We start from the raw sequence: 24,039 nt of genomic DNA, 5'->3' as shown, positions 1-24,039 counted from the left end.
ACGACACGACAACGACAGGACGCATCCATGCCACGAGCCGTACCCTTCACGCCGCGCGCGCTACGCACACTAGCCGCCGCGCTGATTGGCGTCACCGCGATCGCCGCGGCCGCCGCGACCTTCGACCTGAGCCCCGAGCAGCGCGGTCGCCCGCGCGGCACGGCCGATGCGGCCGTCGAACGCGCGGTGCCCGCGTCGTTCAAGTTCGCCGAAGCCGGCACGCTGACGATCGGCGTCGCGCCGAGCCTGCCGCCGATCAGCTCGTATGCGACCGACGCGCGCACGGTGATCGGCTTCGACGCGGACGTCGGCCAGCTCGTGTCCGACAGCCTCGGCCGCAAGCTGAAGATCGTCCCGCTCGCGTGGGCCGACTGGCCGCTCGCGCTCGAATCGGGGAAAGTCGACGCGGTGATCTCGAACGTCACCGTCACCGAAGAGCGCAAGCAGAAGTTCGATTTCTCGACCTACCGCAAGGACCAGGTGGGCTTCTACGTGCGCAACGACAGCAGGATCCAGGCGATCCGCGAGCCGAAGGACGTCGCGGGGCTGCGCATCGTGACCGACGCCGGCACCAACCAGGAAAAGATCCTGCTCGCGTGGGACCGCGAGAACGTCGCGCACGGCCTGAAGCCCGTGCAGGTCCAGTACTACGACGACCAGGCGATGCGAATCGTCGCCGTGCAGGCGGGCCGCGCGGATGCCGTGTTCAGCGTGAACTCGGTGCTCGCGTACCAGAGCGCGCAGCAAGGCAAGACGCGGCTCGTCGGCGCGATCAGCGGCGGCTGGCCGCGCACGGCCGACATCGCGATCGCGACACGCCGCGGCAGCGGGCTCGCCGATCCGCTGACGGTCGCGCTGAACGGGCTGATCAAGAACGGCCGCTACCAGCAGATCCTGGAGCGCTGGAACCTCGCATCGGAAGCGATCGACCAGTCGCGCACCAATCCGCCGGGCTTGCCGAAGATCTGAGCGCCCCCTTCCACGCGTTGCGCAGGAACGCCGAACACCATGTCTTATTCGCTTTCATTGCTGGATAAAAGCCCGATCGCCGACGGCACGACCGCCGCCGACGCGCTGCGCTTCACGACGACCCTCGCGCAGCGCGCGGAACAGCTCGGCTACGAGCGCTTCTGGGTGGCCGAGCATCACGGCGCGCCGGGCTTCGCGAGTTCCGCGCCCGAAATCGTGGTCGCGCACCTGCTCGCGCACACGTCGCGCATTCGCGTCGGCTCGGGCGGCGTGATGCTGCAGCACTACAGCCCGTTCAAGGTCGCCGAGTCGTTCAGGCTGCTCGCCGCGCTCGGGCCGGGCCGCGTCGATCTCGGCATCGGCAAGGCGCCCGGCGGGCTGCCGCTCACCACGCGCGCGCTGCAGTGGTTTCACGACAAGGCGAACAAACCCGACTTCGCGGGCCAGCTCGCGGCGCTCGACGCGTTCCTCGGCTGGGGCGTCGCCGAAGATCATCCGCTCGCCGGTGCGGTCGCGCTGCCGGTGCCGCCGCACGCGCCCGAGCGCATCCTGCTCGGCGGCTCACCCGAGAGCGGCGCGCTCGCCGCGCGCCACGGCTGGCGCTTCTGCTACGCGGGGCACTTCAACGGCGACGACGCGAACCTCGAGCGCTCGCTCACCGCGTATCGCGACGCGGGCGGCACGCGCGCGCTCGTCGCGCTGTACGCGGTCGCCGCGCCGACCCGCGACGAGGCCGAGCAGCTGATCGGGCCGCTGAAGATCTTCCGGCTGCAGTTCGCCGGCGGCCAGAGCTTCAACCTGGCGAGCGCGCAGGCCGCGGCGGAATTCGCGCGGCAAAGCGGCGCGTCCGACTACCGGATCGACGAGCTGCGCCCGACCGTGCTGGCCGATACGCCCGAGCGCGTGCATCGCGCGCTCGATGCGCTGAGCCGGCGGCTCGACGTCGAGGCGTTCGTGATCGACTCGCCGGTGACCGATTACGCGGCGCGCCTCGCGTCGGCCGAATGGCTCGGCGGCGCGCAGTCGATCACGCCCGTGCAGGCGGCCCTTTCGGCCGAACGTTCCCTTTACCCCGACCAGAACGCGTGACGCCCCCATGACGACCCGACGATCGATTCCCTTCGGCCTGATGCTGCAAGGCGCAGGCAGCCACATGAACGCATGGCGGCACCCGAGCAATCCGCCGGACGCGAGCATCAACCTCGACTTCGCGATCGGCATCGCGCGCAAGGCGGAAGCCGCCGGCATCGCGTTCGCGTTCGTCGCGGACGGCCTCTACATCAACGAGAAGTCGATCCCGCACTTCCTGAACCGCTTCGAGCCGCTGACCGTGCTGTCGGCGCTCGCGGTCGCGACGAAGAAGATCGGCCTCGCGGGCACGATCTCGACGTCGTACAGCGAGCCGTTCACGGTCGCGCGCCAGCTCGCGTCGCTCGACGCGATCAGCGGCGGGCGCGCGGGCTGGAACGTCGTGACGACGCCGCTCGAAGGCACCGCGAAGAATTTCGGCAAGGCGCATCCCGAGCACGCGTTGCGCTACGAGATCGCCGACGAATACCTCGAGGTCGTGCAGGGGCTGTGGGACAGCTGGGACGACGACGCGTTCGTGCGCGATCGCGCGACCGGCCGCTTCTTCGATCGCGACAAGCTCCATACGCTCGACCATCACGGCCGCTTCTTCCAGGTCGCGGGCCCGCTGAACATCCAGCGCTCGCCGCAGGGGCAGCCGGTGATCTTCCAGGCCGGCTCGTCCGACACCGGCATCGGACTCGCGGGCAAGTATGCGGATGCCGTGTTCACGCATTCGCCGTCGCTCGACGAAACGGCCGCGTTCACGCGGCGCGTGAAGCAGAGCGCAGTCGAGCACGGGCGGCAGCCCGGCGACGTGAAGATCTTCCCCGGCGTCGGCCCGATCGTCGGCCGCACGGCCGCCGAGGCGGAAGACAAATACCAGGCGATCCGCGACCTGCTGACGATCGACGAGGCGCTCGCCTATCTCGGCCGCTATTTCGATCACCACGATTTCACGCAGTACGCGCTCGACGCGCCGTTCCCGGAACTCGGCGACATCGGCCGCAACAGCTTTCGCTCGACCACCGACCGGATCAAGGCCGACGCGAAGCGCAAGCAGCTCACCCTGCGCGAGACGGCGCTCGCCGTCGCGACGCCGCGCCCGAACTTCATCGGCACGGCCGAGCATGTCGCCGACGAGCTGATCCGCTGGCACGACGCCGGCGCCGGCGACGGCTTCATCCTCGGCTTCGCGGTGCAGGCGCAGGGCGTCGACGACTTCGTCGACCTCGTGATTCCGGTGCTCGAGGCACGCGGCCGCTACAGCCGCGACCTGCCGGGCAGCACGCTGCGCGACCACCTCGGCCTGCCGCGCAAGGCGAGCCGCCATGCGGCGCCCGGCGCGGTGCAAAAACAGGACGACGCGGCCGAAGCGCACGCGTGACGCCGACGCGCCGTCACGCGCGGCGCGTCCGACCGACCCGATCGAGGACCTTCACCGACATGAGCGACACGACCCATCTCGGCGGCGCACTGCCGCCGCTTCCTTCGTCCCGCGTCCGCGACGCCGGCACGCGCCTGCGCATCGTGCCGGCCCGCCACCGCTCGCGCACGGCCGGCACCGTGCTCGCGCTCGTGCTGATCGCGCTCGCGCTGCATTCGATCCTCGGCAACCCGCAATGGGGCTGGCCGGTATTCGCCGAATGGTTTCTGTCGCCGCCGGTGCTGTCCGGGCTCGCGCGCACGCTGGTGCTGACGCTGCTCGGCGCGGTATTCGGTTTCGCGCTCGGCGCGTTCGTCGCGCTGGCGCGGCTGTCGCGTTCGCGCCTGCTCGCCGCGAGCGCGTGGACCTTCGTGTGGCTGTTCCGGTCGATTCCGCTGATCGTGCTGCTGCTGATCCTCAACAACCTCGGCTACCTGTACGAACACGTGCGGCTCGGCGTGCCGTTCACCGACATCGTGTGGTTCGACACGCCGACCACCGACCTGATCAGCCCGTTCCTCGCGGCCGTGCTCGGCCTCACGCTGAACCACGCGGCGTTTTCCGCCGAGGTGATCCGCGGCGGCATTCTCGCGGTCGACCAGGGGCAGCTCGAAGCAGCCGCGGCGCTCGGCCTGCCGCGCGGCCGCCAGACCACGCGGATCGTGCTGCCGCAGGCGATGCGCGCGATCCTGCCGACCGCGTTCAACGACCTCATCTCGCTCGCGAAAGGCACGTCGATGGTGTACGTGCTAGCGATGCCCGAGCTGTTCTATACGGTGCAGGTGATCTATCGCCGCAATCTCGAAGTGATTCCGCTGCTGATGGTCGCGACCGTCTGGTATCTGATCATCCTGACCGTGCTGTCGGCGATCCAGGTTCAGGTCGAGCGCCACTACGCGCGCGGCGCGCTGCGCAACCCGCCGCCGTCGGCACTGACGTTCGTGCTGGCGCGCATCGGTGCGCTGTGGCGGCGCGCCGCGGCACGCCACGCGACCGTCGCCGCAACGGCACGCGGCGACGACGCGGCCGCTCCGCTGCCGAGCGCCGGCGGCGAAGTCGCCGTGCACAACGTGTCGAAGCAGTTCGGCATGCAGCGCGTGCTCGACAACGTGTCGTTCGTCGCGCCGCGCGGCAGCGTGACGGCGATCATCGGGCCGTCCGGTTCGGGCAAGTCGACGCTGCTGCGCACGATCAACCATCTCGAACGCGTCGACGACGGCTTCATCGATATCGACGGCGAGCTGATCGGCTATCGGCGCGACGGCGACGTGCTGCACGAGCTGAAGGAGCGCGACGTGCTGAAGCGGCGCACGGCGGTCGGCATGGTGTTCCAGAACTTCAACCTGTTTCCGCACTTGACCGTGCTCGAGAACCTGATCGAGGCGCCCGTCGCCGTCGCGGGCGTCACGCGCGAGGCCGCCGAGCGCACCGCGCGCACGCTGCTCGCGCGCGTCGGCCTCGCGGATAAAGCCGACGCCTACCCGCGCCAGTTGTCCGGCGGCCAGCAGCAGCGCGTCGCGATCGCGCGGGCGCTCGCATTGCGCCCGAAGGTGCTGCTGTTCGACGAGCCGACGTCGGCGCTCGATCCCGAACTGGTCAACGAAGTGCTCGACGTGATCAAGGAACTCGCACGCTCGGGCACCACGCTCTTGATCGTCACGCACGAGATCGGCTTCGCGCGCGAAGTCGCGGACAACGTGCTGTTCATGGAGCGCGGCCGCGTCGTCGAGTCGGGGCCGCCCGCCGTCGTGCTCGACGCACCGGCCCATCCGCGCACGCGCGCGTTCCTGTCGCGGGTGCTGTGATGCACGCCGCTTCCCACCTGCGAGGCGACCGACGATGATCGACCGACGCCAGTTCATGACGGCCGCGCTTGCGGCCGCAACCGGCCTGCGCTGGCATGCCGCCGCTGCGGCCAATGCAGCCACTGCGACGGCGGACCTCGATCCGCGCCAGAGCGGCCGGATCCGTGCGTCGCGCGACGATGCGGCGATTCGCGCGGCCAGCCACTACCGCTGGGTGCGCGACGGGGCGTTCATGGTGGCGATCTCGCCGCATGCGCCGCCGGTGTCGACCTACGCGACCGACGCGCGCACCGTGGTGGGCGCCGATCCCGACTATGCGCAGCTCGTCGCGGATGCGCTGGGCCGCACGCTGCGGCTGGTGCCGATCGCGTGGGCCGACTGGCCGCTCGGGCTCACGTCCGGCAAGTACGATGCGGTGATCTCGAACGTCGGCGTGACCGAGCAACGCAAGGAGAAGTACGACTTCACCACCTACCGGCTCGGGCTGCACGGCTTCTACGTGCGCAACGCGAGCCCGATCGCGAGGATTGCCGAACCGAAGGACATCGCGGGTTTGCGCATCATCACGGGGGCGGGGACGAGCCAGGAGCGCATCCTGCTCGAATGGAGCCGGCGCAATGTCGCGCAAGGGGCGAAGGCGACCGAGCTGCTCTATTTCGACGACGATGCGGCGGCGCGCGTCGCGCTGCTGTCGGGCCGCGCGGATGCCGAGCTGAACCCGAACGCGTCGCTCGCGTACGAGGCCGCGCGCGACGGCAAGATCCGCCGGGTCGGCGTCGTCAACGCGGGCTGGCCGGCGAATGCCGATGTCGCGATCGCGACGCGTCGCGGCAGCGGACTCGCGCCGGCCCTGACGCTCGCGACGAACACGCTGATCGACAACGGCCGCTACGGGCAGGCGCTCGCGCGCTGGGGGTTGCAGAGCGAGGCGCTCGCGCGCGCGCAGACGAATCCGCCGGGGTTGCCGTCGTTCTGATTCGACGGGCCGATGCATCGATGCAGGAAATGAAATCGCCCCGGCGGTCCGCGATCGACATGCCGGGGCGAGACGAAGCATCGGCCGTCGTCGGCTATGCCGTCACCGCCGCATCCTCGCGGTCGAGTTCCGCGATATGCGCATGAATCGCCGGAATCAGATCGCGCCCATAGGCCAGCGCATCGTCGAGCGGATCGAAACCGCGTATCAGGAACGTCGACACGCCGAGCCGGTAATACGCACCGAGCGCACGCGCGACCTGCTCGGGCGTGCCGACGAGCGCAGTCGAATTCCAGCGTGCGCCGGTCAGGTTCGCGACGCCCATCCACAACCGCTCGTCGAGCACGTCGCCCTGCGCGGCCGCGGCCATCAGCCGCTGCGAGCCGGCATTCTGCGGCGCGTGGCCGTCGATCGGCTGGCCGTGCGCGATCCGCGCCGCCCGCACACGCGCGCGGATCGCCTCGGCCTTCTCCCACGCGACGGCTTCGGTGCCTGCGACGATCGGCCGGAACGACACGCTGATGCGCGGCGCGCGTCCGAACGGCGCCGCGGCGGCCCGCACGCGCGCGATCTGCTCGCGCACCGCGGCGAGCGGCTCGCCCCAGGTCATGTAGACGTCCGCGTGCTGCCCGGCCACCGCCAGCGCGGCCGGTGACGAGCCGCCGAAATAGATCGGCACGTGCGGGCGCTGCGCGCTTTTCACGACAGGCGACGCCCCGCGCAGCCGGTAGAACGCGCCGTCGTGATCGACCGGCGCATCGGCGAGCCAGATGCGTTTCAGCACGTCGAGATATTCGCCGGTGCGGCGATAGCGCGCGTCGTGCGACACGAAATCGCCGTCGCGCTGCAGGTCGGCATCGTCGCCGCCCGACACGACGTTCAGCGCGAGCCGGCCGCCGCTGAATACATCGAGCGTCGCGATCTGCCGTGCGGCGGCCGACGGCACGATCACACCCGGCCGGTGGGCGAGCAGGATGCGGATCCGCTCGGTCGCGGCGGCCGCGAACGACGCGACGATGAAGCCGTCCGCCGCGTTGCTGAAATGGCCGACCAGGATCTGGTCGAAGCCGGCGGCTTCGTGCGCCTGCGCGAAGCGCCGCACATAGTCGGGCTGGACGGCGGCGCCGCCCGGTACGTCGACCTCCGCGCCGGGCGTCGCGGTGATCATGCCGATGATGTCGACAGGCATGTCGGGCTGTCCTTCTGGTGGGGAATCGGAATGGGTGGGCTCGGCGGCGCCGTCACTGCGCGGCGGCCGTCTTTTGCACGGGCGCCGCGAACGCGCCCGCATACGAGCGGTCGAGCAGTTTCGCCGTGTCGTACGCGGCCGGAATCACGCCGGCCTTGTGCAGGAAATCGGCGGTGTTCTGCGCATCCTTCGCGGCCGTGTCGTCGACGGGCCCCACCCGCTGGTGCGCGTTGTCGAGCCAGCGGTACGCGACGTCCGGCTCGAGCTTCGCGCGCTTCGCCCACAGGTCCGCGTACTCGCGCGGATGACTGTCGACCCACTGGCGTGCCGCGACCACGCGCTTCAGGAAATCGGTGATCTCCGCCCGCTTGCCGGTTGCCGCCTGCTCGTTCGCGGCGACGAAGCTGAGTGCGGGCATCAGCCCCTGCGCGGTCGTCACGGGCCGTGCGCCCTGCCGCAGCGAGAGCGTGCTGACGAACGGCTCCCACAACGACACGGCGTCGACCGAGCCGTTCGCGAGCGCGTTGGTCGCATCGATCGGCATCAGGTATGCGTACTTGACGGAATCCGCGCGCAGGCCCGCGTGTTCGAGCGCACGCAGCACGAGCTGCTGGCTCCACGCGCCGCGCCAGACCGCGATGGTCTTGCCCTGCAGCTCGGCGACGGTACGCACCGGCGAGTGCTTCGGCACGAGGATCGCGACGCCGTCGAGGCTCTGCCGCGACACCGCGACGACCTTCACCGGCGCACCGCGCGCGGCCAGTGTGAGCAGCGCGGAATCGCCGAGGAAGCCAATATCGATCGCGTTGCCGTTCAGGCTCTCGGCGACGGGCGCGGCCGCCTGGAAGTGCTTCCACTCGATCGTGTAAGGCAGGTCCTTCAACACGCCGGACGCCTCCATCGACGCCTGAATGTTGAAGTAGTTCTGTTCACCGACGCGCAGCGTGACGGTGTCTTTCGCGATGCCGGGCTGCGCGGCCAGCGCGAGCAGCAGCGCAGTAACGATTCGGCTCAACAACGTGATCTCCCCGGAGGTTGGCGGGCAGCCGCGCGACGGCGGCGCCCTTGGGCCCGCGTGGCCCGACGGCCCGCGGACAGGATGGAACCGGTGAAGATACGTCGATGCGCTTCATGAGACAAACGCAATATTCTGCTTTGCAAAGATGCAAATTGTTTATGGAACGTGCGGCCTTTCCGTTCCGGCGTTGAATGGCATGACCGGCCCGTACCAGCGGGTCATCTTCCCGAAAGTAGGTCTATGTCGACTCGCCCCGCATTCAGCCCGCCGGGAAGTCGTTCGAATGATCCCTCGATAGATATTTCGCGCGCGAAATAATTCGCGCATTATATTTCGCATACGAAATACCTGCACGACACGAGGACGACCATGACGCCAGAACCCATCGAGTTTTTCGCCGCCGACGGCTACCCGCTGCGCGGCACGCTGTGGTCGCCGGACGCGCCGCCGCGCGCGCTGGTGTTGATCCATCCGGCAACCGCCGTGCCGGAGCGGCTCTACGCGGGCTTCGCACGCTTTCTGACCGAGCGCGGCTTCGCGGCGCTGACCTACAACTATCGCGGCATCGGCGCGTCGCGGCCCGCGCGGCTGAGCGCGCTGCAGGCGCGCATGCGCGACTGGGTCGAGCTCGACGTCGGCGCCGCGATCGCGTGGGCACGCGCGACATACGACGGGCTGCCGCTGCTGGCGGTCGGGCACAGCGTCGGCGGCCATGCGATCGGGTTGTCGGCCGGCACCGCGCACCTGCGCGCGGCCGTGCTCGTCGCCGCGCACGCGGGCAGCACGCGGCTGATTTCCCGCGCGGCGGAGCGGCTGAAGGTGCGGCTGATCCTGCGCGTGCTCGGCCCGCTCGCGTCCGCGCTGCTCGGCTACGTGCCGGGCAAGCGGCTCGGGCTCGGCGAGGATCTCCCCGCCGGCGTGTTCCGCGAATGGAGCCGCTGGACCACGCTGCCGCGCTACTTCTTCGACGATCCGACGCTCGGTGCGGCCGAGCGCTTCTCGAAGCAACAGTTGCCGATTCTCGCGCTCGGCTTCGACGACGATCCGTGGGCGAACCCGCCTGCGATCGAGCTGCTGGTAAGCTACCTGACCCGCGCGGCCGTCGAACGCCGCCAGATCGATCCGCACGCCGCGGGCAGCGGGCCGGTCGGGCACATGGGCTTCTTCCGCAGCCGGCCCGGCGCCGTGCTGTGGCCCGCGGTGGCGGACTGGCTCGCGCAGGCGCTCGACGCGCCGCGCGAGGCGAGCCGCCCGTCCCTTTCCATTGCTGCCGGGAACCAAGCTTGAGCGAAGACCGACGACTGTTTTTCCTGTTGAACATCGGCCAGCGGCGCGTGCAGCGCTGGGTCGACCGCAAGGCCGAAACCGATTCGCGCGCCAGCGCCGCGCAGGCCGGCGTGCTGTTCTGCCTCGCGAAGCAGGATGGTGCGCTGATCGGTGAAGTCGGCGCGGCGCTGCAACTGGCGCCGTCCGCGATGACGGGCCTCGCCGATCGGATGGCGAAGGCCGGCCTGCTCGCGCGTCATGCCGATTCGGACGACGGGCGCGCCACGCGCCTGTTCCTGACCGATGAAGGTCACGCGGCGCTCAAGCGTGCGCGCGTGGTGTTGCGCGAGTTGAACGGCAAGCTGTGCGACGGGTTTTCCGATGCGGAACTCGACGTCGTCGCGCGGTGGCTGCACGCATTGCAGGACCGTTTTCCAGCGGAGCGCTGAACAGCGCGAACCACGCGTCACGTCACTTGCGTCAGTCACGCCACACCACACCACACCACATCGATATCGTCACGGCCCGCACGCCGCGATCGAAAGCGATTGCGATTCGCATTTTCGCTTCGTTTTCCGCACCAATACGGCGGCAAATTTTGCGTTCCGGACGTGCCGCTTCGGCAACGCTTTCCGGCTACGCTCTGTTACAAAAAATTGCCTCCCGCGCCGCATGGGGATCGCCTACATTGCAATCCACTTTGCTGCATTCGCCGTATGCACCGACCTGCCTTCCTGTCGGGTCCGCATTGCAGGCTCTACCCGACAAGCAATGAAAACGAAGAGGAGTCTTGACCGACGTGCTGGCGGCATCCAGCACACGCGGATTGCGATGACCGAAACGGCTTCCTGAACGACCCGACCCGACGCGTTGCACGGCACCCTTTGTCGCTGCGCACCGATGCGCGTCGCGTCGTCGTGCCGTGCTCGGCCATCGCCGCCGCATGTCAACGAGGAGTAGTCCATGCGACGCACGATCGTGTCCCACTCGCTTGTCACCCGCCTGTCCGCCGTGATGGCGATGGCCGCCGCCGCGGCGGCGCACGCCGAACCCGTGGTCGTGTCCGGCCCGAGTCCATTCGCCGCCTGCACCATCGGCGGCCCCGGCACGAACTACGTGAACGCCGAGGTCGAACCGTGGCTTTCGGTCAATCCCGCGAACCCGACCAACATGATCGCCGTGTGGCAGCAGGACCGCTGGTCGAACGGCGGCGCCCACGGGCTCGTCGCCGGCTACACGTTCGACGGCGGCGCGACCTGGGCGCGCACGCCGCAGCCGTTCAGCGCATGTGCGCCGGGCGGGCTCAAGTACGAGCGCGCGTCCGATCCGTGGGTGTCGTTCGGCCCGGACGGCACCGCATACTCGGTGTCGATCTCGTTCAACCAGTCGAACAACGGCAATGCGGTCGGGGCTTCGGTGTCGACCGACGGCGGACAGACATGGAGCAGCCCGGCCGTGCTGATCGCGAACGACGAGCCGACGACGCAGTTCTTCAACGACAAGGAATCGGTCACTGCAAATCCGGTGAAGGCCGGCACCGCCTATGCCGTGTGGGACCGCCTCGAGCTGCCGAACGGCAACCCGTACGCGAATCTTCACACGGCGGCCTACCGCGGGCCGACGCTGTTCTCGAAGACGGTCGACGGCGGCAAGACCTGGACCAAAGCGAGGGTCATCGTCCACGTGCCTGCGCGTCAGCAGACGATCGGCAACCAGATCGTCGTCGATCCGAAAACGGGCACGCTGTACAACTTCTTCGATCTGATCCAGCCGCCGTTTGGCAAGGCCGCCGGCAAGGTCGCGTTCATCAAGTCGACCGACGACGGCGCGACCTGGACGCAACCGCGGGTGATCGCCGGACTGCAGACGGTCGGCGTGACCGATCCGAACACCGGCGAACCGGTGCGCACCGGCGACATCATTCCGGAACCCGCGATCGATCCCGCATCGGGGCAGCTCTACGTCGTCTGGCAGGACAGCCGCTTCAACGGCGGCAAGTACGACGAGATCGCGCTCTCGACGTCGAAGGACGGCGGCGCGACCTGGAGTGCGCCGCTGCAGGTGAACACGCCTACCGGGCGCCCCGCGTTCAATCCGTCGGTGCGCGTCGACAATGCGGGCTCGGTGATGGTGACCTACTACGACTTCCGCGATCTGCAGGCCGGCAACACGACGACGCTGCCGACCGGCTTCTGGCGCAAGATCTCGCATGACGACGGCGCCACGTTCGCCGACGAGCGGCGCGTCGGCGGCCCGTTCGACATGAAGCTCGCGCCGAACGCGGAGGGCTTCTTCATCGGCGATTACCAGGGGCTCGACGTGCTGCCGTCGTCGTCGTTCCATCCGCTGTTCGTGCAGACCAACAGCAACCTGACGAACCGCACCGACGTGTTCTTCGCGCCGTGATGCGCGCGTGAGCTGCGCTGCCGCGACGTCCCCGCGTCGCGGCAGCGTGCCCGAGCGCGCGTCAGTGCATGTCGGTCAGCACGACGCGACCGTCGATCCTGCCTTCGCGCAGCCGCGCGAATATGTCGTTGATGTTGCCGAGCCGGTCGCGATGGATATGCGCGCGCACCAGGCCATCCGCCGCGAAATCGAGCGATTCCTGCAAGTCGCGCCGTGTGCCGACGATCGAGCCGCGCACCGTGATGCCGTTCAGCACGGTCGAGAAGATCGGCAACGGGAAATCGCCGGGCGGCAAGCCGTTGAGCGCCACCGTGCCGCCGCGCCGCACCATCCCGAGCGCCTGCGCGAACGCGCTGCGCGACACGGCCGTGACCAGCACGCCGTGCGCCCCGCCGATCTCCTTCTGGATGACCTTCGCCGGATCGTCGACCGACGCATCGATCGTCAGCTCTGCGCCAAGCTGGCGCGCGAGTTCGAGCTTCGCCGGTGACACGTCGATCGCCGCGACGTGCAGGCCCATCGCGCGCGCGTATTGCACGGCCACGTGGCCGAGCCCGCCAATGCCCGAAATCGCGAGCCACTGGCCCGGGCGCGTGTCGGTGACGCGGATGCCCTTGTAGACCGTCACGCCCGCGCACAGGATCGGCGCGATCTCGTCGAACGCAACCTGCGCCGGCAGATGGCCGACGTAGTCGGGATCGGCCAGCACGTATTCGGCATAGCTGCCGTTGACCGAATAGCCGGTGTTCTGCTGCCCGTGGCAAAGGGTTTCCCAGCCGGTGTGGCAGTACTCGCAGTGACCGCATGCCGTGTAGAGCCAGGGCACGCCGACGCGGTCGCCCTCGCGTACGTGCGTGACGCCCGCCCCGACCGCCGCGACGATGCCCACGCCTTCGTGTCCGGGAATGAACGGCAGCGTCGGCTTCACGGGCCAGTCGCCGTCGGCGGCATGCAGGTCGGTGTGGCACACGCCCGAGGCCTTGATGTTGACGAGGATCTGGCCCGCGCCCGGCGTCGGGACCGGCACTTCCTCGATGCGCAACGGTTCGCCGAATGCGTGTACCACGGCCGCTTTCATGGTTTGTGTCACGAGTCGCTCCTGGGTGGTCGATGATCCGGCCAGTATCCGGACTCGAAACCGGAGCGCCTTGATACGCATCAACGGGGCGGGAAACGCGCGCGACGGGAGCGCATTCGTCGCGGGACATGCGGCGCGGACGGCCGGTGTCGGTGCCGGTTCGACGCGCCTTCTGCCTACGCAGCCATTTCGGCCGTTGGTCGGAAACCCTGCGGCATACCGTCGTTTCGCTTGGAATTCGAGATGATATAACATATCATCTCGCGATCTTGTCCACCTGAAGTACCTGGATGGACCCGTTCCATCCGGGTGGCCGAGTCATGTCCGGACGGGTCATAGCGGGGCCACTACGCGCCGCCGACGCAACAATATATCGTATCTATTCGTAACCCGCATGGCTCGCTTTCCGACCAATCCGAACCAACCGATCCCAACCGATTCACCGACCATGCGCGACCTCCCTCGTCTACCGCTTCGCCCGCTCTCTCCCGTTTCGCTGATGCTGTTCGCCGCCGTCGCACAAGCCCAGGCCGCCGATACGCCCGCCTCGCCAACCCCGACGCAAACCACGCCGCTCGCGCCGATCTTCGTGACCGCGAACCCGCTGGGCGACACCCAGTTGATCGCACCGACCGCGCAACTGTCCGGAGACGCGCTGACGCGCCGCCAGGCCGATTCGCTCGGCGAGACGCTCAATGGCCTGCCCGGCGTGTCGACCACCACCTACGGCCCGATGGTCGGCCGTCCGATCATCCGCGGGATGGACGGCGACCGGATCCGGCTGCTGCAGAACGGCGTCGCCGCCTACGACGCATCGTCGCTGTCGTACGACCACGCGGTGCCGCAGGACCCGCTGTCGATCGAGCGCGTCGAGATCGTGCGCGGACCGGCCGCGCTGCTGTACGGCGGCAACGCGGTCGGCGGCGTCGTCAACACGATCGACAACCGGATTCCGCGTGAGGCGATCGAAGGCGTGACGGGTGCGCTGGATGCGCGCTACGGCGGCGCGAACTCGGTGCGCGCGGGCGCCGCGCAGGTCGAAGGCGGCAACGGCCGCTTCGCGTTCCATGTCGACGCATTCGACCGCGAGGCCAGCAAGCTGCGGATTCCCGGCTATGCGCGCAGCGGCGCGCAACGCGCGATCGACGGCCCCGACACGCCGCAGCCGTACGGCAACGTACCGAACAGCGACGGCCGCGTGCACGGCGGCGCCGCCGGCGCGTCGTACACGTGGGCCGACGGTTTCGCGGGCCTGTCGTATAGCGGCTATGAATCGAACTACGGCTCCGTCGCCGAGGACGACGTGCGCCTGCGCATGCGCCAGGAACGGCTCGCGTTCGCGTCCGAGGTGCGCAATCTGAGCGGCCCGTTCACGAAAGTGAAGTTCGACTTCGCGTACACCGACTACCGCCACAAGGAAGTCGACAACGGCGAGACGGCGACCACCTTCCGCAACCGCGGCTACGAAGCGCGCATCGAGGCGCGGCATCGCAAGATCGGCCCGTTGGAAGGCGCGATCGGCGTGCAGTTCGGCCGGAACACGTTCTCGGCGCTCGGCGATGAACTGCTCGTGCCGTCCACGCGCACGAACAGCGTCGCGCTGTTCGGCCTCGAGGAATGGCAGGTCGACCCGGCGCTGAAACTGAGCCTCGGCGGGCGCTTCGAGCACGTGAAGGTCGATCCCGATCCGGCCGGCGTCGAGAAATTCGCGGGCGCGCAGCCGCGCGACTTCAATGCCGGCAGCGTATCGGCCGGCGCCCTCTTCTCGCTGACGCCCGTGTGGTCGGTCGCGGCGAACGTCGCCTACACGGAACGCGCGCCGACCTTCTACGAGCTGTACTCGAACGGCCCGCACGACGCGACCGGCCAGTTCCTGATCGGCAACCCGAACGCGTCGAAGGAAAAGGCCGTGTCGACCGACCTGTCGCTGCGCTATGCGAGCGGCCCGAACCGCGGCAGCGTCGGGGTGTTCTACAACCGCTTCTCGAACTACCTGACCGAGTACAACACGGGCCGCGTCGTGGACGACGACGGCGAACCGGTCGCACCCGGCGCCGATGGCTCGCTCAACGAAGCGATCTATCGCGGCGTGCGCGCCGAGTTCTACGGCGTCGAACTCGACGGCAAGTGGCGCGCGTTCTCGCGGCGCGGCCATACGGTCGACCTGGAACTGACTGCCGACTACACGCATGCGCGCAACGTCGACACCGGCCAGCCGCTGCCGCGCATCGCGCCGCTGCGCGCGACGCTCGCGGCCGACTACGGTTACGGCCCGTTCGGCGCACGCGCGCAGGTCACGCATGCGTGGTCGCAGCACCGCGTGCCCGACAACGACTTTTCGACGGACGGCTACACGTCGCTCGGCGTGATGCTCACGTACAAGTTCCGCGTCGGCGCGACGCACTGGCTCACGTACCTGCGCGGCGACAACCTGACGAACCAGGAAATCCGCTATGCGACGTCGGTCGTGCGCGGCTTTGCCCCGCAGGGCGGACGCAGCGTGATGGCGGGGTTGCGCACGACGTTCTGATCGCCGGATGGCCCGCGGCACCGGCCGCGGGCCTTTCGACCGGGGGGCGGCAATCAATGCGCCCTTTACAGGGTCGAATCGCGTGAGCGGCCGCGCAAACAGAAATGCGCGATCCGCCGGCCAATCAAAAATACAATCACCGATTCGATTTTCTCAATTGCCCGCTGCTTTATTAACTTTCCCGAATAGCCGGTATCGAATTGCGCGTGTGAACGCCAAAATTACGGGCAATTCATTTTTTTGAGCAAAGTCAAAAAACTCTTTCCGATCATGGCCTTCCGGCGATGAAAACAACCGCAATCAGGGTTTTGGAAGGGTAAAGAAACATCCGGCATACCCGTTAATGACGGCACGAGCCCATTTCGGGCGAACAATAAAATCCCTTCGCCACCCACTCGCCCAGAGGCAAATCGTGAAAATCGCCAGAATATAACCATCAAGGCAAAACTGCTTGGCGGCTTCGGATTGCTTGCCGCAGTCGTCGTGCTCGTGTCCGGCATGGCGCTGAAAGCGCTGTCCGACACGAACGACGAATTCTCCCGGTACATGAACGGCATCAACGCGCGCGCGAACCTGACCGCGCAAATCCGCACGGCGGTCGACCGGCGCGCGATCGCCGCGCGCAACCTGGTGCTGGTGACCACGCCGTCCGACCTCCAGCAGGAACTCGCCGAAGTGCAGCAGGCGCACAAGGACGTGCAGGACAATCTCGAGAAACTGAAGGGCTTGATAGCGAACGGGACTGACGTGACCGATCGCGCCCGCGAACTGGTCGCCGAGATCGCACGCGTCGAAGCGAGCTACGGGCCCGTCGCGCTGAATATCGTCGGGCTCGCGCAGGCCGGCAAGAAGGACGACGCAATCGCCGACATCGACAATCGCTGCAGACCGTTGCTTGCGCAACTGATTCGCGCGACCGATGCGTATGCAACGTATACGCACGAGCGCGAAATCGCGATCGCCCAGGCATTCGCGGATCGCTATGAGACCGGGCGCAACCTGCTGCTGGCCATCTCCGTGATCGCGGTCGCGATTGCCGTTGGCGGCGGCCTTTGGCTGACGCGCAAGATCACGGTGCCGATCGTCGCGGCGGTGGACGTCGCGCGCACGGTGGCCAACGGCGATCTCGGCAGCCGCATCAGCGTGAGCGGCAACGACGAGACGCGCGACCTGCTCGACGCGCTGGGTACGATGAATACGCGTCTGATCGACATCGTCGGCCGCGTGCGCGATTCGTCGAACAGCATCGCGCACGCGGTGGGCGAAATCGCGTCGGGCAATCTCGACCTGAGCCAGCGTACCGAGGAACAGGCCGCATCGCTGCAGGAAACCGCCGCGACGATGGAAGAGTTCACGTCGACGGTGCGCCTGAACGCGGAGAATGCGCAGCAGGCGAGCACGCTCGCCGCGAATGCATCGGACGTCGCGCTACGCGGCAGCTCGGTGGTCGGCCGCGTGGTCGACACGATGACGGAAATCGGCAACCGCTCGTCGAAGATCGCGGACATCACCGGGATCATCGAAGGCATCGCGTTCCAGACCAACATCCTTGCGTTGAACGCGGCCGTCGAAGCAGCGCGCGCGGGCGAACAGGGGCGCGGTTTCGCCGTCGTCGCGAGCGAGGTGCGCAGCCTCGCGCAACGTTCGTCGACCGCCGCGAAGGAAATCAAGGAACTGATCAGCGCATCGGTGCAGACGATCCAGAACGGTTCCGCGCTCGCGGGCGAAGCCGGCAAGACGATGTCGGACGTGACGCAGGCCGTCGCGCGCGTCACCGACATCATGGGTGAAATCGCGGCAGCATCGGCCGAACAGAGTCGCGGCATCGATCAGGTGAATCTGACCATCACGCAGATGGATGCGACAACGCAGCAAAATGCGGCGCTCGTCGAACAGGCGGCGGCCGCGTCGAAATCGCTCGAGACGCAGGGCCGCGAGCTGTCGCAGACGGTGTCCGCGTTCCGCATGCCGGCCGGCGAAGCTGCGGCGTCGGCGCATGCGCGCACGCAGGCGGCGGGCAGCGCGTCGCACTGGCACGCGGCTACCGTGTAACGCGATCGCACGTCATGGCGGACATGATGCGCGACGGCCGTTGTCCCGCTGCGCAATTTTCGATCCCGCCCGCCCAACGCACGCACTGACGCCCATCGCGCCCGATGCGAGCCCGCCTTGATCTCGGTCATGCACTTTTAAATCAGCCGAATGACGAGTATCCTAAAAAAGCACTCCACGTTCGGACAGCGAATCGCGTGCCCCTGATTCCCGTCCGTTCGTATCGCGGCCCCATCGCGCCTCGCGTCGATGGCGGCGTCCGCTTCACGCCCTGGCCGCACGAACCTTCCCAAACTATTCGCAGGAGAGCTGGTGAGCCGACTCGTCGTCGTATCCAATCGCATCGCAGATCCCCGTAAAGCCGCGGCCGGCGGGCTGGCCGTGGCCGTGAAAGACAGCCTGCAGGAATCAGGCGGCGTCTGGTTCGGGTGGAGCGGCAGGCTGCGCGGTGAAGACGAACGTACCGCCCAGGGCGACGACGTGCAGATCCAGAACGTCGGCGGCATCCAGCTCGCGACGATCGATCTCGATCCGCAGGATTACGACGCGTACTATCTCGGCTACTCGAACAACGTGCTGTGGCCGGTGTTCCACTACCGGCTCGATCTCGCGCAGTTCGACCGGCGCTTCGCCGACGGCTACCGGCGCGTGAACCAGCTGTTCGCGCGCAAGCTGAGCACGCTGCTGCGCCCCGACGACACCATCTGGGTCCACGACTATCAGCTGATCCCGCTCGCCGCCGAGCTGCGCGCGATGGGCTGCAGGAACCCGATCGGCTTCTTCCTGCACATTCCGATGCCGCCGCCGCCGATCATGGCCGCGATTCCGGAGCACGAGTGGCTGATGCGCTCGCTGTTCGCGTACGACCTCGTCGGCTTCCAGACCGAATCGGACCTGCTGCACTTCGAGCACTACGTCGAGGCGGAAGCCGGCGCCGCACGGCTGCCGGACGGCCGCCTGCACGCGTTCGGCCGCACGCTGTCGGCCGGCGCGTTCCCGATCGGCATCAACGTCGACGAATTCGCGGCGCTCGCGGAGAATCGCGACGGAATCGACATGTTCGAGCGGATGCGCGACGAGTATTCGCGCCGCCAGCTGCTCGTCGGCGTCGACCGGCTCGACTACACGAAGGGGCTGCCGCAACGCGTGCATGCGTTCCGTCAGCTGCTCGAACAGTATCCGGAGAACCGCGATCGCGCGACGCTGATCCAGATCGCCGCGCCGAGCCGCGAGGATCTCGGCGCGTACGACGACCTGCGGCGCGAGATGGACAGCCTGTGCGGCGCGATCAACGGCGACTACGGCGAACTCGAATGGATGCCGATGCGCTACATCCACCGCACGGTCGCACGCAAGCGCTTGCCGGGCCTCTATCGCGCGAGCCGCGTCGCGCTCGTCACGCCGCTGCGCGACGGGATGAACCTGGTTGCGAAGGAGTTTCTCGCCGCCCAGGACGAAGCCGATCCGGGCGTGCTCGTGCTGTCGCGTTTCGCGGGCGCGGCCGAGCAGTTGAAGCCCGCACTGCTCGTGAATCCGTACGACACGCAAGGCACCGCGCAGGCGATCCAGCGCGCGCTCACGATGCCGATCGAGGAACGCCGCCAGCGTCACGACGCGCTGATGGCAATCGTGCGCAAGACCGACGTGCACTGGTGGCGCACCCGCTTTCTCGACGCGCTCACCGAAGCCGCGGAAGTCGCCGCCGCGACCGCGTCCTGACGCACGTTCACACGCCGGTCGTGTCGCGGTCGAGCGCCGCAGCGCTCACCTTCTGCACTGCCACCGAAATCGGAATGCGTTCATTCGCGCTTCAACGCTCCGGTTCGCGCGGCGGCCCGCAGGCGACGAAATCGTGCTCGGCCGCCGACGCCTGCCCCGGCGCATTCACACCCGTGCACGGCCCGCAATCGATCATGGAAGGCTCGGACGCAGGCACCTCGCGCCCGTCGATCAGCGCCTGCAACGCGTCGCGCTCGAGCACCTCGCACGCAAGCAGCCGTCGCGCGATCCGCTCGAGCGCGTCGCGACGTGCACCGAGCGTCGCCGCGACGCGCGCATGCGCATCCGTCAGCAGCGTATGCACCTCGTCGTCGATCACGCGCGCGGTGTGCTCGCTGCAGCGGCCCTCGCCCGCATGCCATGCGCCCGGTATGCCGCTGCGCGCTTCGCCGTCGTCGAAACTCATCAACCCGATCTTCTCGCTCATCCCGTACTGCATGACCATGTGGCGCGCCATCGCGGTCGCGCGTTCGAGATCGTTCTGTGCACCCGTCGACACGTCGCCGAACACGAGTTCTTCCGCGACGCGGCCGCCGAGCAGCGCATCGATCCGATCGAGCAGCTCGCTGCGCCGCAGAACGTAGCGATCCTCGGTCGGCACCTGCTGCGTATAGCCGAGCGCGGCCACGCCGCGCGGAATGATGGACACCTTCTTCACCGGGTCGCAATACGCGCGGCTTTCCGCGACGAGTGCATGGCCGGCCTCGTGATACGCGATCGTCAGCTTTTCCTGCGCGTTCATCACGCGGCTCTTGCGCTCGAGGCCCGTCATCGCGCGATCGATCGCTTCGTCGAAATCGTCCATCCCGATCGCCGGCTTGCCGAGGTCGGCCGCATGCAGCGCCGCCTCGTTGACGACATTCGCGAGATCGGCGCCGACGAAACCCGGCGTGCGCGACGCGAGTTCGCCGAGGTCGACTTCGTCCGCGAGCTTCACGCGCTTCACATGCACGCCGAGAATCTGGCGACGCCCGTTCACGTCGGGCCGATCGATCGCGATGTGACGGTCGAAGCGGCCGGGGCGCAGCAGCGCCGGATCGAGAATCTCCGGCCGGTTGGTCGCAGCCATGATGATCACGCCCGTGCCGGCCTGGAAGCCGTCCATCTCGACGAGCAGCTGGTTGAGCGTCTGCTCGCGCTCGTCGTTGCCCGACATCGGGCCGACGCCGCGCACCTTGCCGAGCGCATCGAGCTCGTCGACGAACACGATGCACGGCGCCTTCTGCTGCGCCTGCTCGAACAGGTCGCGCACGCGCGCAGCGCCCACGCCGACGAACATCTCGACGAACGCCGAGCCGCTGATCGAGAAGAACGGCACGGCCGCCTCGCCGGCCACCGCGCGCGCGAGCAGCGTCTTGCCGGTGCCGGGCGCGCCGACGACGAGCACGCCCTTTGGGATCTTGCCGCCGAGCCGCTGGTAGCGATCGGGGTCGCGCAGGAACGCGACGAGCTGCTGCAACTCGGCCTTCGCTTCGTCGATGCCCGCGATGTCATCGAACGTGATGCCGGTTTCCTGCTGCACGTACACGCGTGCGCGGCTCTTGCCCATCCCGGTGAAGTCCTGCAGCCCGCCGCGCTTGCGCAGCATCAGGTTCCAGATGAACACGAACGCCACGAGCGGCACCAGCCACGACGCGAGCGACGTGATCCAGCCGGTGTCGGACGCGCCATGAAAACGGATGCCGGCCGCGCTCAGGGCATCGATCAGCTGCGGGTCGGTCACGCGGTTGGTGGCGAAGCGCGGCGGCGTGCCGCCCGCCTTCACGGCCGCGACTTCGGAGGCGGGCAGCATCGCGCCGGCCTGCGGCATCTTCAGCGTGCCCACGATCGATGTCGAGCCGATCTCGAGATCGTCGACGAGGCGCGCGTCGACGAGCCGATGGAAATCGCTGTACGCGATCATCGTCGTCTCGGGCCGCAGCATCAGCAACTGCGCGGCGAACAACACGAAGAAGCCCGCCGCGATCAGTAATCCTGCGTAGTCGAATTTCTTGTCCATGGCATCGGGCCGGCCGGTCGCGCCGTGCGGCGCGCTTAATGCGTACCCGCGCGCCCCGTCGGCGCGCGGTATCCGCAGCTACGCGCTCACGGACCGCATCCGCGCCATCGTCGCCTCGTTTCGTCGCATGAAAGACACCGCGAACGCGCCACGTTGCAGCGCTCGCACGGACATCGCGCCGAAGCGCCCAGCCCGTGATTCCAGTCTAGTTCGCGCGCAGGCGTCTCGCATCGTCCGGCAAACGCCTTTCACCCACGCGGCAAGCCGCGTTATAGTCGCGTTCGTGACATTTGTATGACAGTTGACCTCGCCCCGCGCAGCGCCCCCGGGTGCGATGCCGGCTGTTGCGTCCGTCCCGCGTCGCGGCCAGCCCGTGCGACGCTGCCGCGCATCGAACGACAATCACCCATCGAGGAGCACACGACGTGAACGACACCCCCGATCGCCCCGACGACCTTCCCGTTGATCCCGACCGCCGCCGCATGCTCGGCGGCCTCGCCGCACTCGGCGCGGGCGTCGCGCTCGGCGGCTGCGAGACGACGCCGGGCAGCGCGCCGCGCTCCGCCGCCGACCTGCGGATCGACGACGCGCTGCGCCGGCAGGTGCGCCACATCGTCGTGATCTATGCGGAGAACCGCAGCTTCGCGAACCTGTACGGCGACTTCCCCGGTGTGCGCCATCCGCTGAGCGAGGTGCGGCCCGAGGATGCGCGGCAGCTCGATCGCGACGGCAAGACGCCGCTGCCGGTGCTGCCGAAGATCTGGGGCGGACTCGTGCCGCGGGCGCAGGAAGTGGACGGCAAGCGCTACGCGATCGCCGAGCGCGACATCGACAAGCTGCCGAACGCGCCGTTCCGGATCGCCGATACGCAAGGCAAGCCGCTGCCGAACGGCGTGATCACGCGCGACCTGTGGCACCGCTTCTACCAGAACCAGATGCAGATCGCGGGCGGCCGCAACGACCAGTTCGCCGCGTGGGCCGATTCGGGCGGCCTCGTGATGGGCCATTACCGCAATTCCGCCGACACGCTGCGGCTGTGGAACCTCGCGCGGCAATACACGCTGTGCGATAACTTCTTCATGGCGGCCTTCGGCGGCTCGTGGCTGAATCACATGTTCCTGATTTCCGCGCAGCCGCCGATCTATCCGGACGCGCACAAGCATCCGCACGCGGCCAAGCTGCTGTCGAAGGTCGACGGCGACGATCCGGCCGGCACGCGGCTGACGCTCGCCGCCGATTCGCCGGCGTCCGCGCTCGACGGCCCGCCGAAGTTCGCGGTCGACGGCCCGCTGACGCCCGACGGCTACGGCGTCAACACGATGGCGCCGCCGTATCAGCCAAGCTACGTGCCGCCGGCCGATCCGGGCAACGCCGCGTATGCGGACCCGGCCGACCATCGCGTGATCCCGCCGCAAGGCCATGCGACGATCGGCGACCGCCTGTCGGAAAAGAACGTCGACTGGGCGTGGTACAGCGGCGCGTGGCAGTACGCGCTCGAGCACCGCGACACGGGCATGGTTCCCGATTTCCAGTACCACCACCAGCCGTTCAACTACTTCGCGAACTACGCGCCGGGCACCGACGCGCGGCGCAAGCATCTGCGCGATGCCGGCGTCGGCGACGAGCCGTCGACCAACCGCTTCATCGCCGACATCGACGCGGGCCGCCTGCCGGCCGTCACGTTCTACAAGCCGCAGGGCAACCTGAACATGCACGCTGGCTATGCGGACGTCGAATCGGGCGATCGCCACATCGCGAACGTGATCGAGCACATCCGCCGTAGCCCGCAATGGGCGAACACCGTGATCGTGATGACGCACGACGAGAACGGCGGCTGGTGGGATCACGTCGCGCCGCCGGCGGGCGATCGCTGGGGCCCCGGCTCGCGCATTCCCGCGCTCGTGATCTCGCCGTTCGCGAAGAAGGGCTACGTCGATCACACGATGTACGACACGAACTCGATCCTGCGTTTCATCAGCCGCGTGCACGGGCTCGCGCCGCTCGACGGCGTCGCCGCGCGCGACAAGGCGTTCGCATCGCGCGGCGCCACGCCGCCGGGCGACCTGACGAACGCGCTCGATCTCGGCTGACGATCCACTGACATCGCTGAGACGACGACGCCCCGATGCAACACGGTTGCCCGGGGCGTCGTCGTTTTTCTTGCGGTGCTACGCGGCGCTACGCAACGCCTCGCTCGCCGAACGCGCGGCGTGACGGCCGGCCTGCCGGCCGAAGAAGGTCGCGTCGGCCAGCGACAGTCGCGCTCGATTTCCTCCCATGTCTCGCCGGCCGCCGCGATGCCGATCCGCGCGATCGCGGGCGGCGCCTGTATGAGCCCGACCCGGCCGATGTCGCGCTGCTGCGCTACCGGCGCGGCGACGTGCAGCGCGCGGTCGATGAAGTGGTCGCGCAGTGCGGCGTGTAAGAGCGCGTTTAACGTACACGCCAAACTGAAAACGCGGCGCAAACGACGACGTC

General features: G+C 68.3%; 16 protein-coding genes and 1 pseudogene. 13 read left to right on the top strand and 4 right to left on the bottom strand.

Going from position 1 to position 24,039, the window contains the following annotated elements; translation table 11 throughout:
- The first annotated feature begins 27 nt into the window (after window positions 1-27).
- Genes ABIC50_RS20225 through ABIC50_RS20205 form a run of 5 tightly spaced genes read left to right on the top strand, consistent with a single transcriptional unit; the run spans window position 28 to window position 6,244 of the window.
- On the top strand, window positions 28-969 hold the full coding sequence (locus ABIC50_RS20225) for an ABC transporter substrate-binding protein (protein ID WP_354166459.1): 942 nt from the start codon (window positions 28-30) through the stop codon (window positions 967-969).
- Between the two features lie 39 nt (window positions 970-1,008).
- Window positions 1,009-2,058, top strand: a complete 1,050-nt coding sequence (locus tag ABIC50_RS20220; RefSeq protein WP_354166457.1) for an LLM class flavin-dependent oxidoreductase — start codon at window positions 1,009-1,011, stop codon at window positions 2,056-2,058.
- Window positions 2,059-2,065: 7 nt separating this feature from the next.
- Window positions 2,066-3,424: an LLM class flavin-dependent oxidoreductase gene (locus tag ABIC50_RS20215; protein ID WP_354166455.1), complete on the top strand. Its 1,359-nt coding sequence runs from the start codon at window positions 2,066-2,068 to the stop codon at window positions 3,422-3,424.
- Window positions 3,425-3,483: 59 nt separating this feature from the next.
- On the top strand, window positions 3,484-5,268 hold the full coding sequence (locus tag ABIC50_RS20210) for an amino acid ABC transporter permease/ATP-binding protein (protein ID WP_354166453.1): 1,785 nt from the start codon (window positions 3,484-3,486) through the stop codon (window positions 5,266-5,268).
- A 34-nt stretch (window positions 5,269-5,302) separates the two neighbouring features.
- Window positions 5,303-6,244 carry an ABC transporter substrate-binding protein gene (locus ABIC50_RS20205; protein ID WP_354166450.1) on the top strand — a complete coding sequence of 314 codons (942 nt, stop codon included), beginning with the start codon at window positions 5,303-5,305 and terminating at the stop codon, window positions 6,242-6,244.
- Window positions 6,245-6,338: 94 nt separating this feature from the next.
- On the opposite strand, the gene ABIC50_RS20200 is transcribed toward ABIC50_RS20205, so the two are convergent.
- Together ABIC50_RS20200 and ABIC50_RS20195 are read right to left on the bottom strand one after the other, a co-directional pair.
- Window positions 6,339-7,433 carry an LLM class flavin-dependent oxidoreductase gene (locus ABIC50_RS20200; RefSeq protein WP_354166449.1) on the bottom strand — a complete coding sequence of 365 codons (1,095 nt, stop codon included), beginning with the start codon at window positions 7,431-7,433 and terminating at the stop codon, window positions 6,339-6,341.
- A gap of 52 nt (window positions 7,434-7,485) precedes the next feature.
- Window positions 7,486-8,451, bottom strand: coding sequence for an ABC transporter substrate-binding protein (locus tag ABIC50_RS20195; RefSeq protein ID WP_354166447.1), 966 nt, complete (start codon window positions 8,449-8,451; stop codon window positions 7,486-7,488).
- 369 nt (window positions 8,452-8,820) lie between these two features.
- Between ABIC50_RS20195 and ABIC50_RS20190 the strand changes: the two genes are divergently transcribed.
- The 3 genes from ABIC50_RS20190 (at window position 8,821) to ABIC50_RS20180 (ending at window position 12,123) form a co-directional block, all read left to right on the top strand.
- On the top strand, window positions 8,821-9,738 hold the full coding sequence (locus tag ABIC50_RS20190; protein ID WP_354166445.1) for an alpha/beta hydrolase family protein: 918 nt from the start codon (window positions 8,821-8,823) through the stop codon (window positions 9,736-9,738).
- The gene (locus ABIC50_RS20185; RefSeq protein WP_011658874.1) at window positions 9,735-10,166 is read left to right on the top strand and encodes a MarR family winged helix-turn-helix transcriptional regulator; all 432 of its coding nucleotides are present in this window, start codon (window positions 9,735-9,737) and stop codon (window positions 10,164-10,166) included. Before ABIC50_RS20190 ends, ABIC50_RS20185 begins: the two co-directional genes overlap by 4 nt.
- A 514-nt stretch (window positions 10,167-10,680) precedes the next feature.
- Window positions 10,681-12,123, top strand: a complete 1,443-nt coding sequence (locus tag ABIC50_RS20180; RefSeq protein ID WP_175654740.1) for a sialidase family protein — start codon at window positions 10,681-10,683, stop codon at window positions 12,121-12,123.
- 61 nt (window positions 12,124-12,184) lie between these two features.
- Here ABIC50_RS20180 and adhP read toward each other — a convergent pair whose 3' ends face one another.
- Window positions 12,185-13,213 (bottom strand): alcohol dehydrogenase AdhP, encoded by a 1,029-nt coding sequence (adhP, locus tag ABIC50_RS20175; protein WP_354166443.1) that lies wholly within the window; start codon window positions 13,211-13,213, stop codon window positions 12,185-12,187.
- 436 nt (window positions 13,214-13,649) lie between these two features.
- Between adhP and ABIC50_RS20170 the strand changes: the two genes are divergently transcribed.
- From ABIC50_RS20170 to otsA, 3 genes are all read left to right on the top strand, one after another.
- Complete coding sequence (locus ABIC50_RS20170; protein WP_354166441.1) at window positions 13,650-15,731, top strand: TonB-dependent receptor; 2,082 nt, start codon at window positions 13,650-13,652, stop codon at window positions 15,729-15,731.
- Window positions 15,732-16,160: 429 nt separating this feature from the next.
- A complete protein-coding gene (locus ABIC50_RS20165; RefSeq protein WP_354166522.1) occupies window positions 16,161-17,783 on the top strand; it encodes a methyl-accepting chemotaxis protein in 1,623 nt (540 codons plus the stop codon).
- A 312-nt stretch (window positions 17,784-18,095) separates the two neighbouring features.
- A complete protein-coding gene (gene otsA, locus ABIC50_RS20160) occupies window positions 18,096-19,502 on the top strand; it encodes an alpha,alpha-trehalose-phosphate synthase (UDP-forming) (RefSeq protein WP_006753584.1) in 1,407 nt (468 codons plus the stop codon).
- A 91-nt stretch (window positions 19,503-19,593) separates the two neighbouring features.
- Here otsA and ftsH read toward each other — a convergent pair whose 3' ends face one another.
- Complete coding sequence (gene ftsH, locus ABIC50_RS20155) at window positions 19,594-21,561, bottom strand: ATP-dependent zinc metalloprotease FtsH (RefSeq protein ID WP_354166439.1); 1,968 nt, start codon at window positions 21,559-21,561, stop codon at window positions 19,594-19,596.
- A 425-nt stretch (window positions 21,562-21,986) separates the two neighbouring features.
- Between ftsH and ABIC50_RS20150 the strand changes: the two genes are divergently transcribed.
- Together ABIC50_RS20150 and ABIC50_RS20145 are read left to right on the top strand one after the other, a co-directional pair.
- Window positions 21,987-23,651 carry an acid phosphatase gene (locus tag ABIC50_RS20150; RefSeq protein ID WP_354166437.1) on the top strand — a complete coding sequence of 555 codons (1,665 nt, stop codon included), beginning with the start codon at window positions 21,987-21,989 and terminating at the stop codon, window positions 23,649-23,651.
- Window positions 23,652-23,890: 239 nt separating this feature from the next.
- Window positions 23,891-23,986 (top strand): annotated as a pseudogene (locus ABIC50_RS20145) (NAD-dependent epimerase/dehydratase family protein); the annotation flags it as partial.
- Window positions 23,987-24,039: the final 53 nt, after the last annotated feature.

Source organism: Burkholderia sp. 567 (assembly GCF_040545115.1).
GTDB lineage: Bacteria > Pseudomonadota > Gammaproteobacteria > Burkholderiales > Burkholderiaceae > Burkholderia > Burkholderia ambifaria.
Note: the sequence above shows the minus strand (reverse complement) of the source record. Positions and strands in the feature narration are given on the sequence as shown.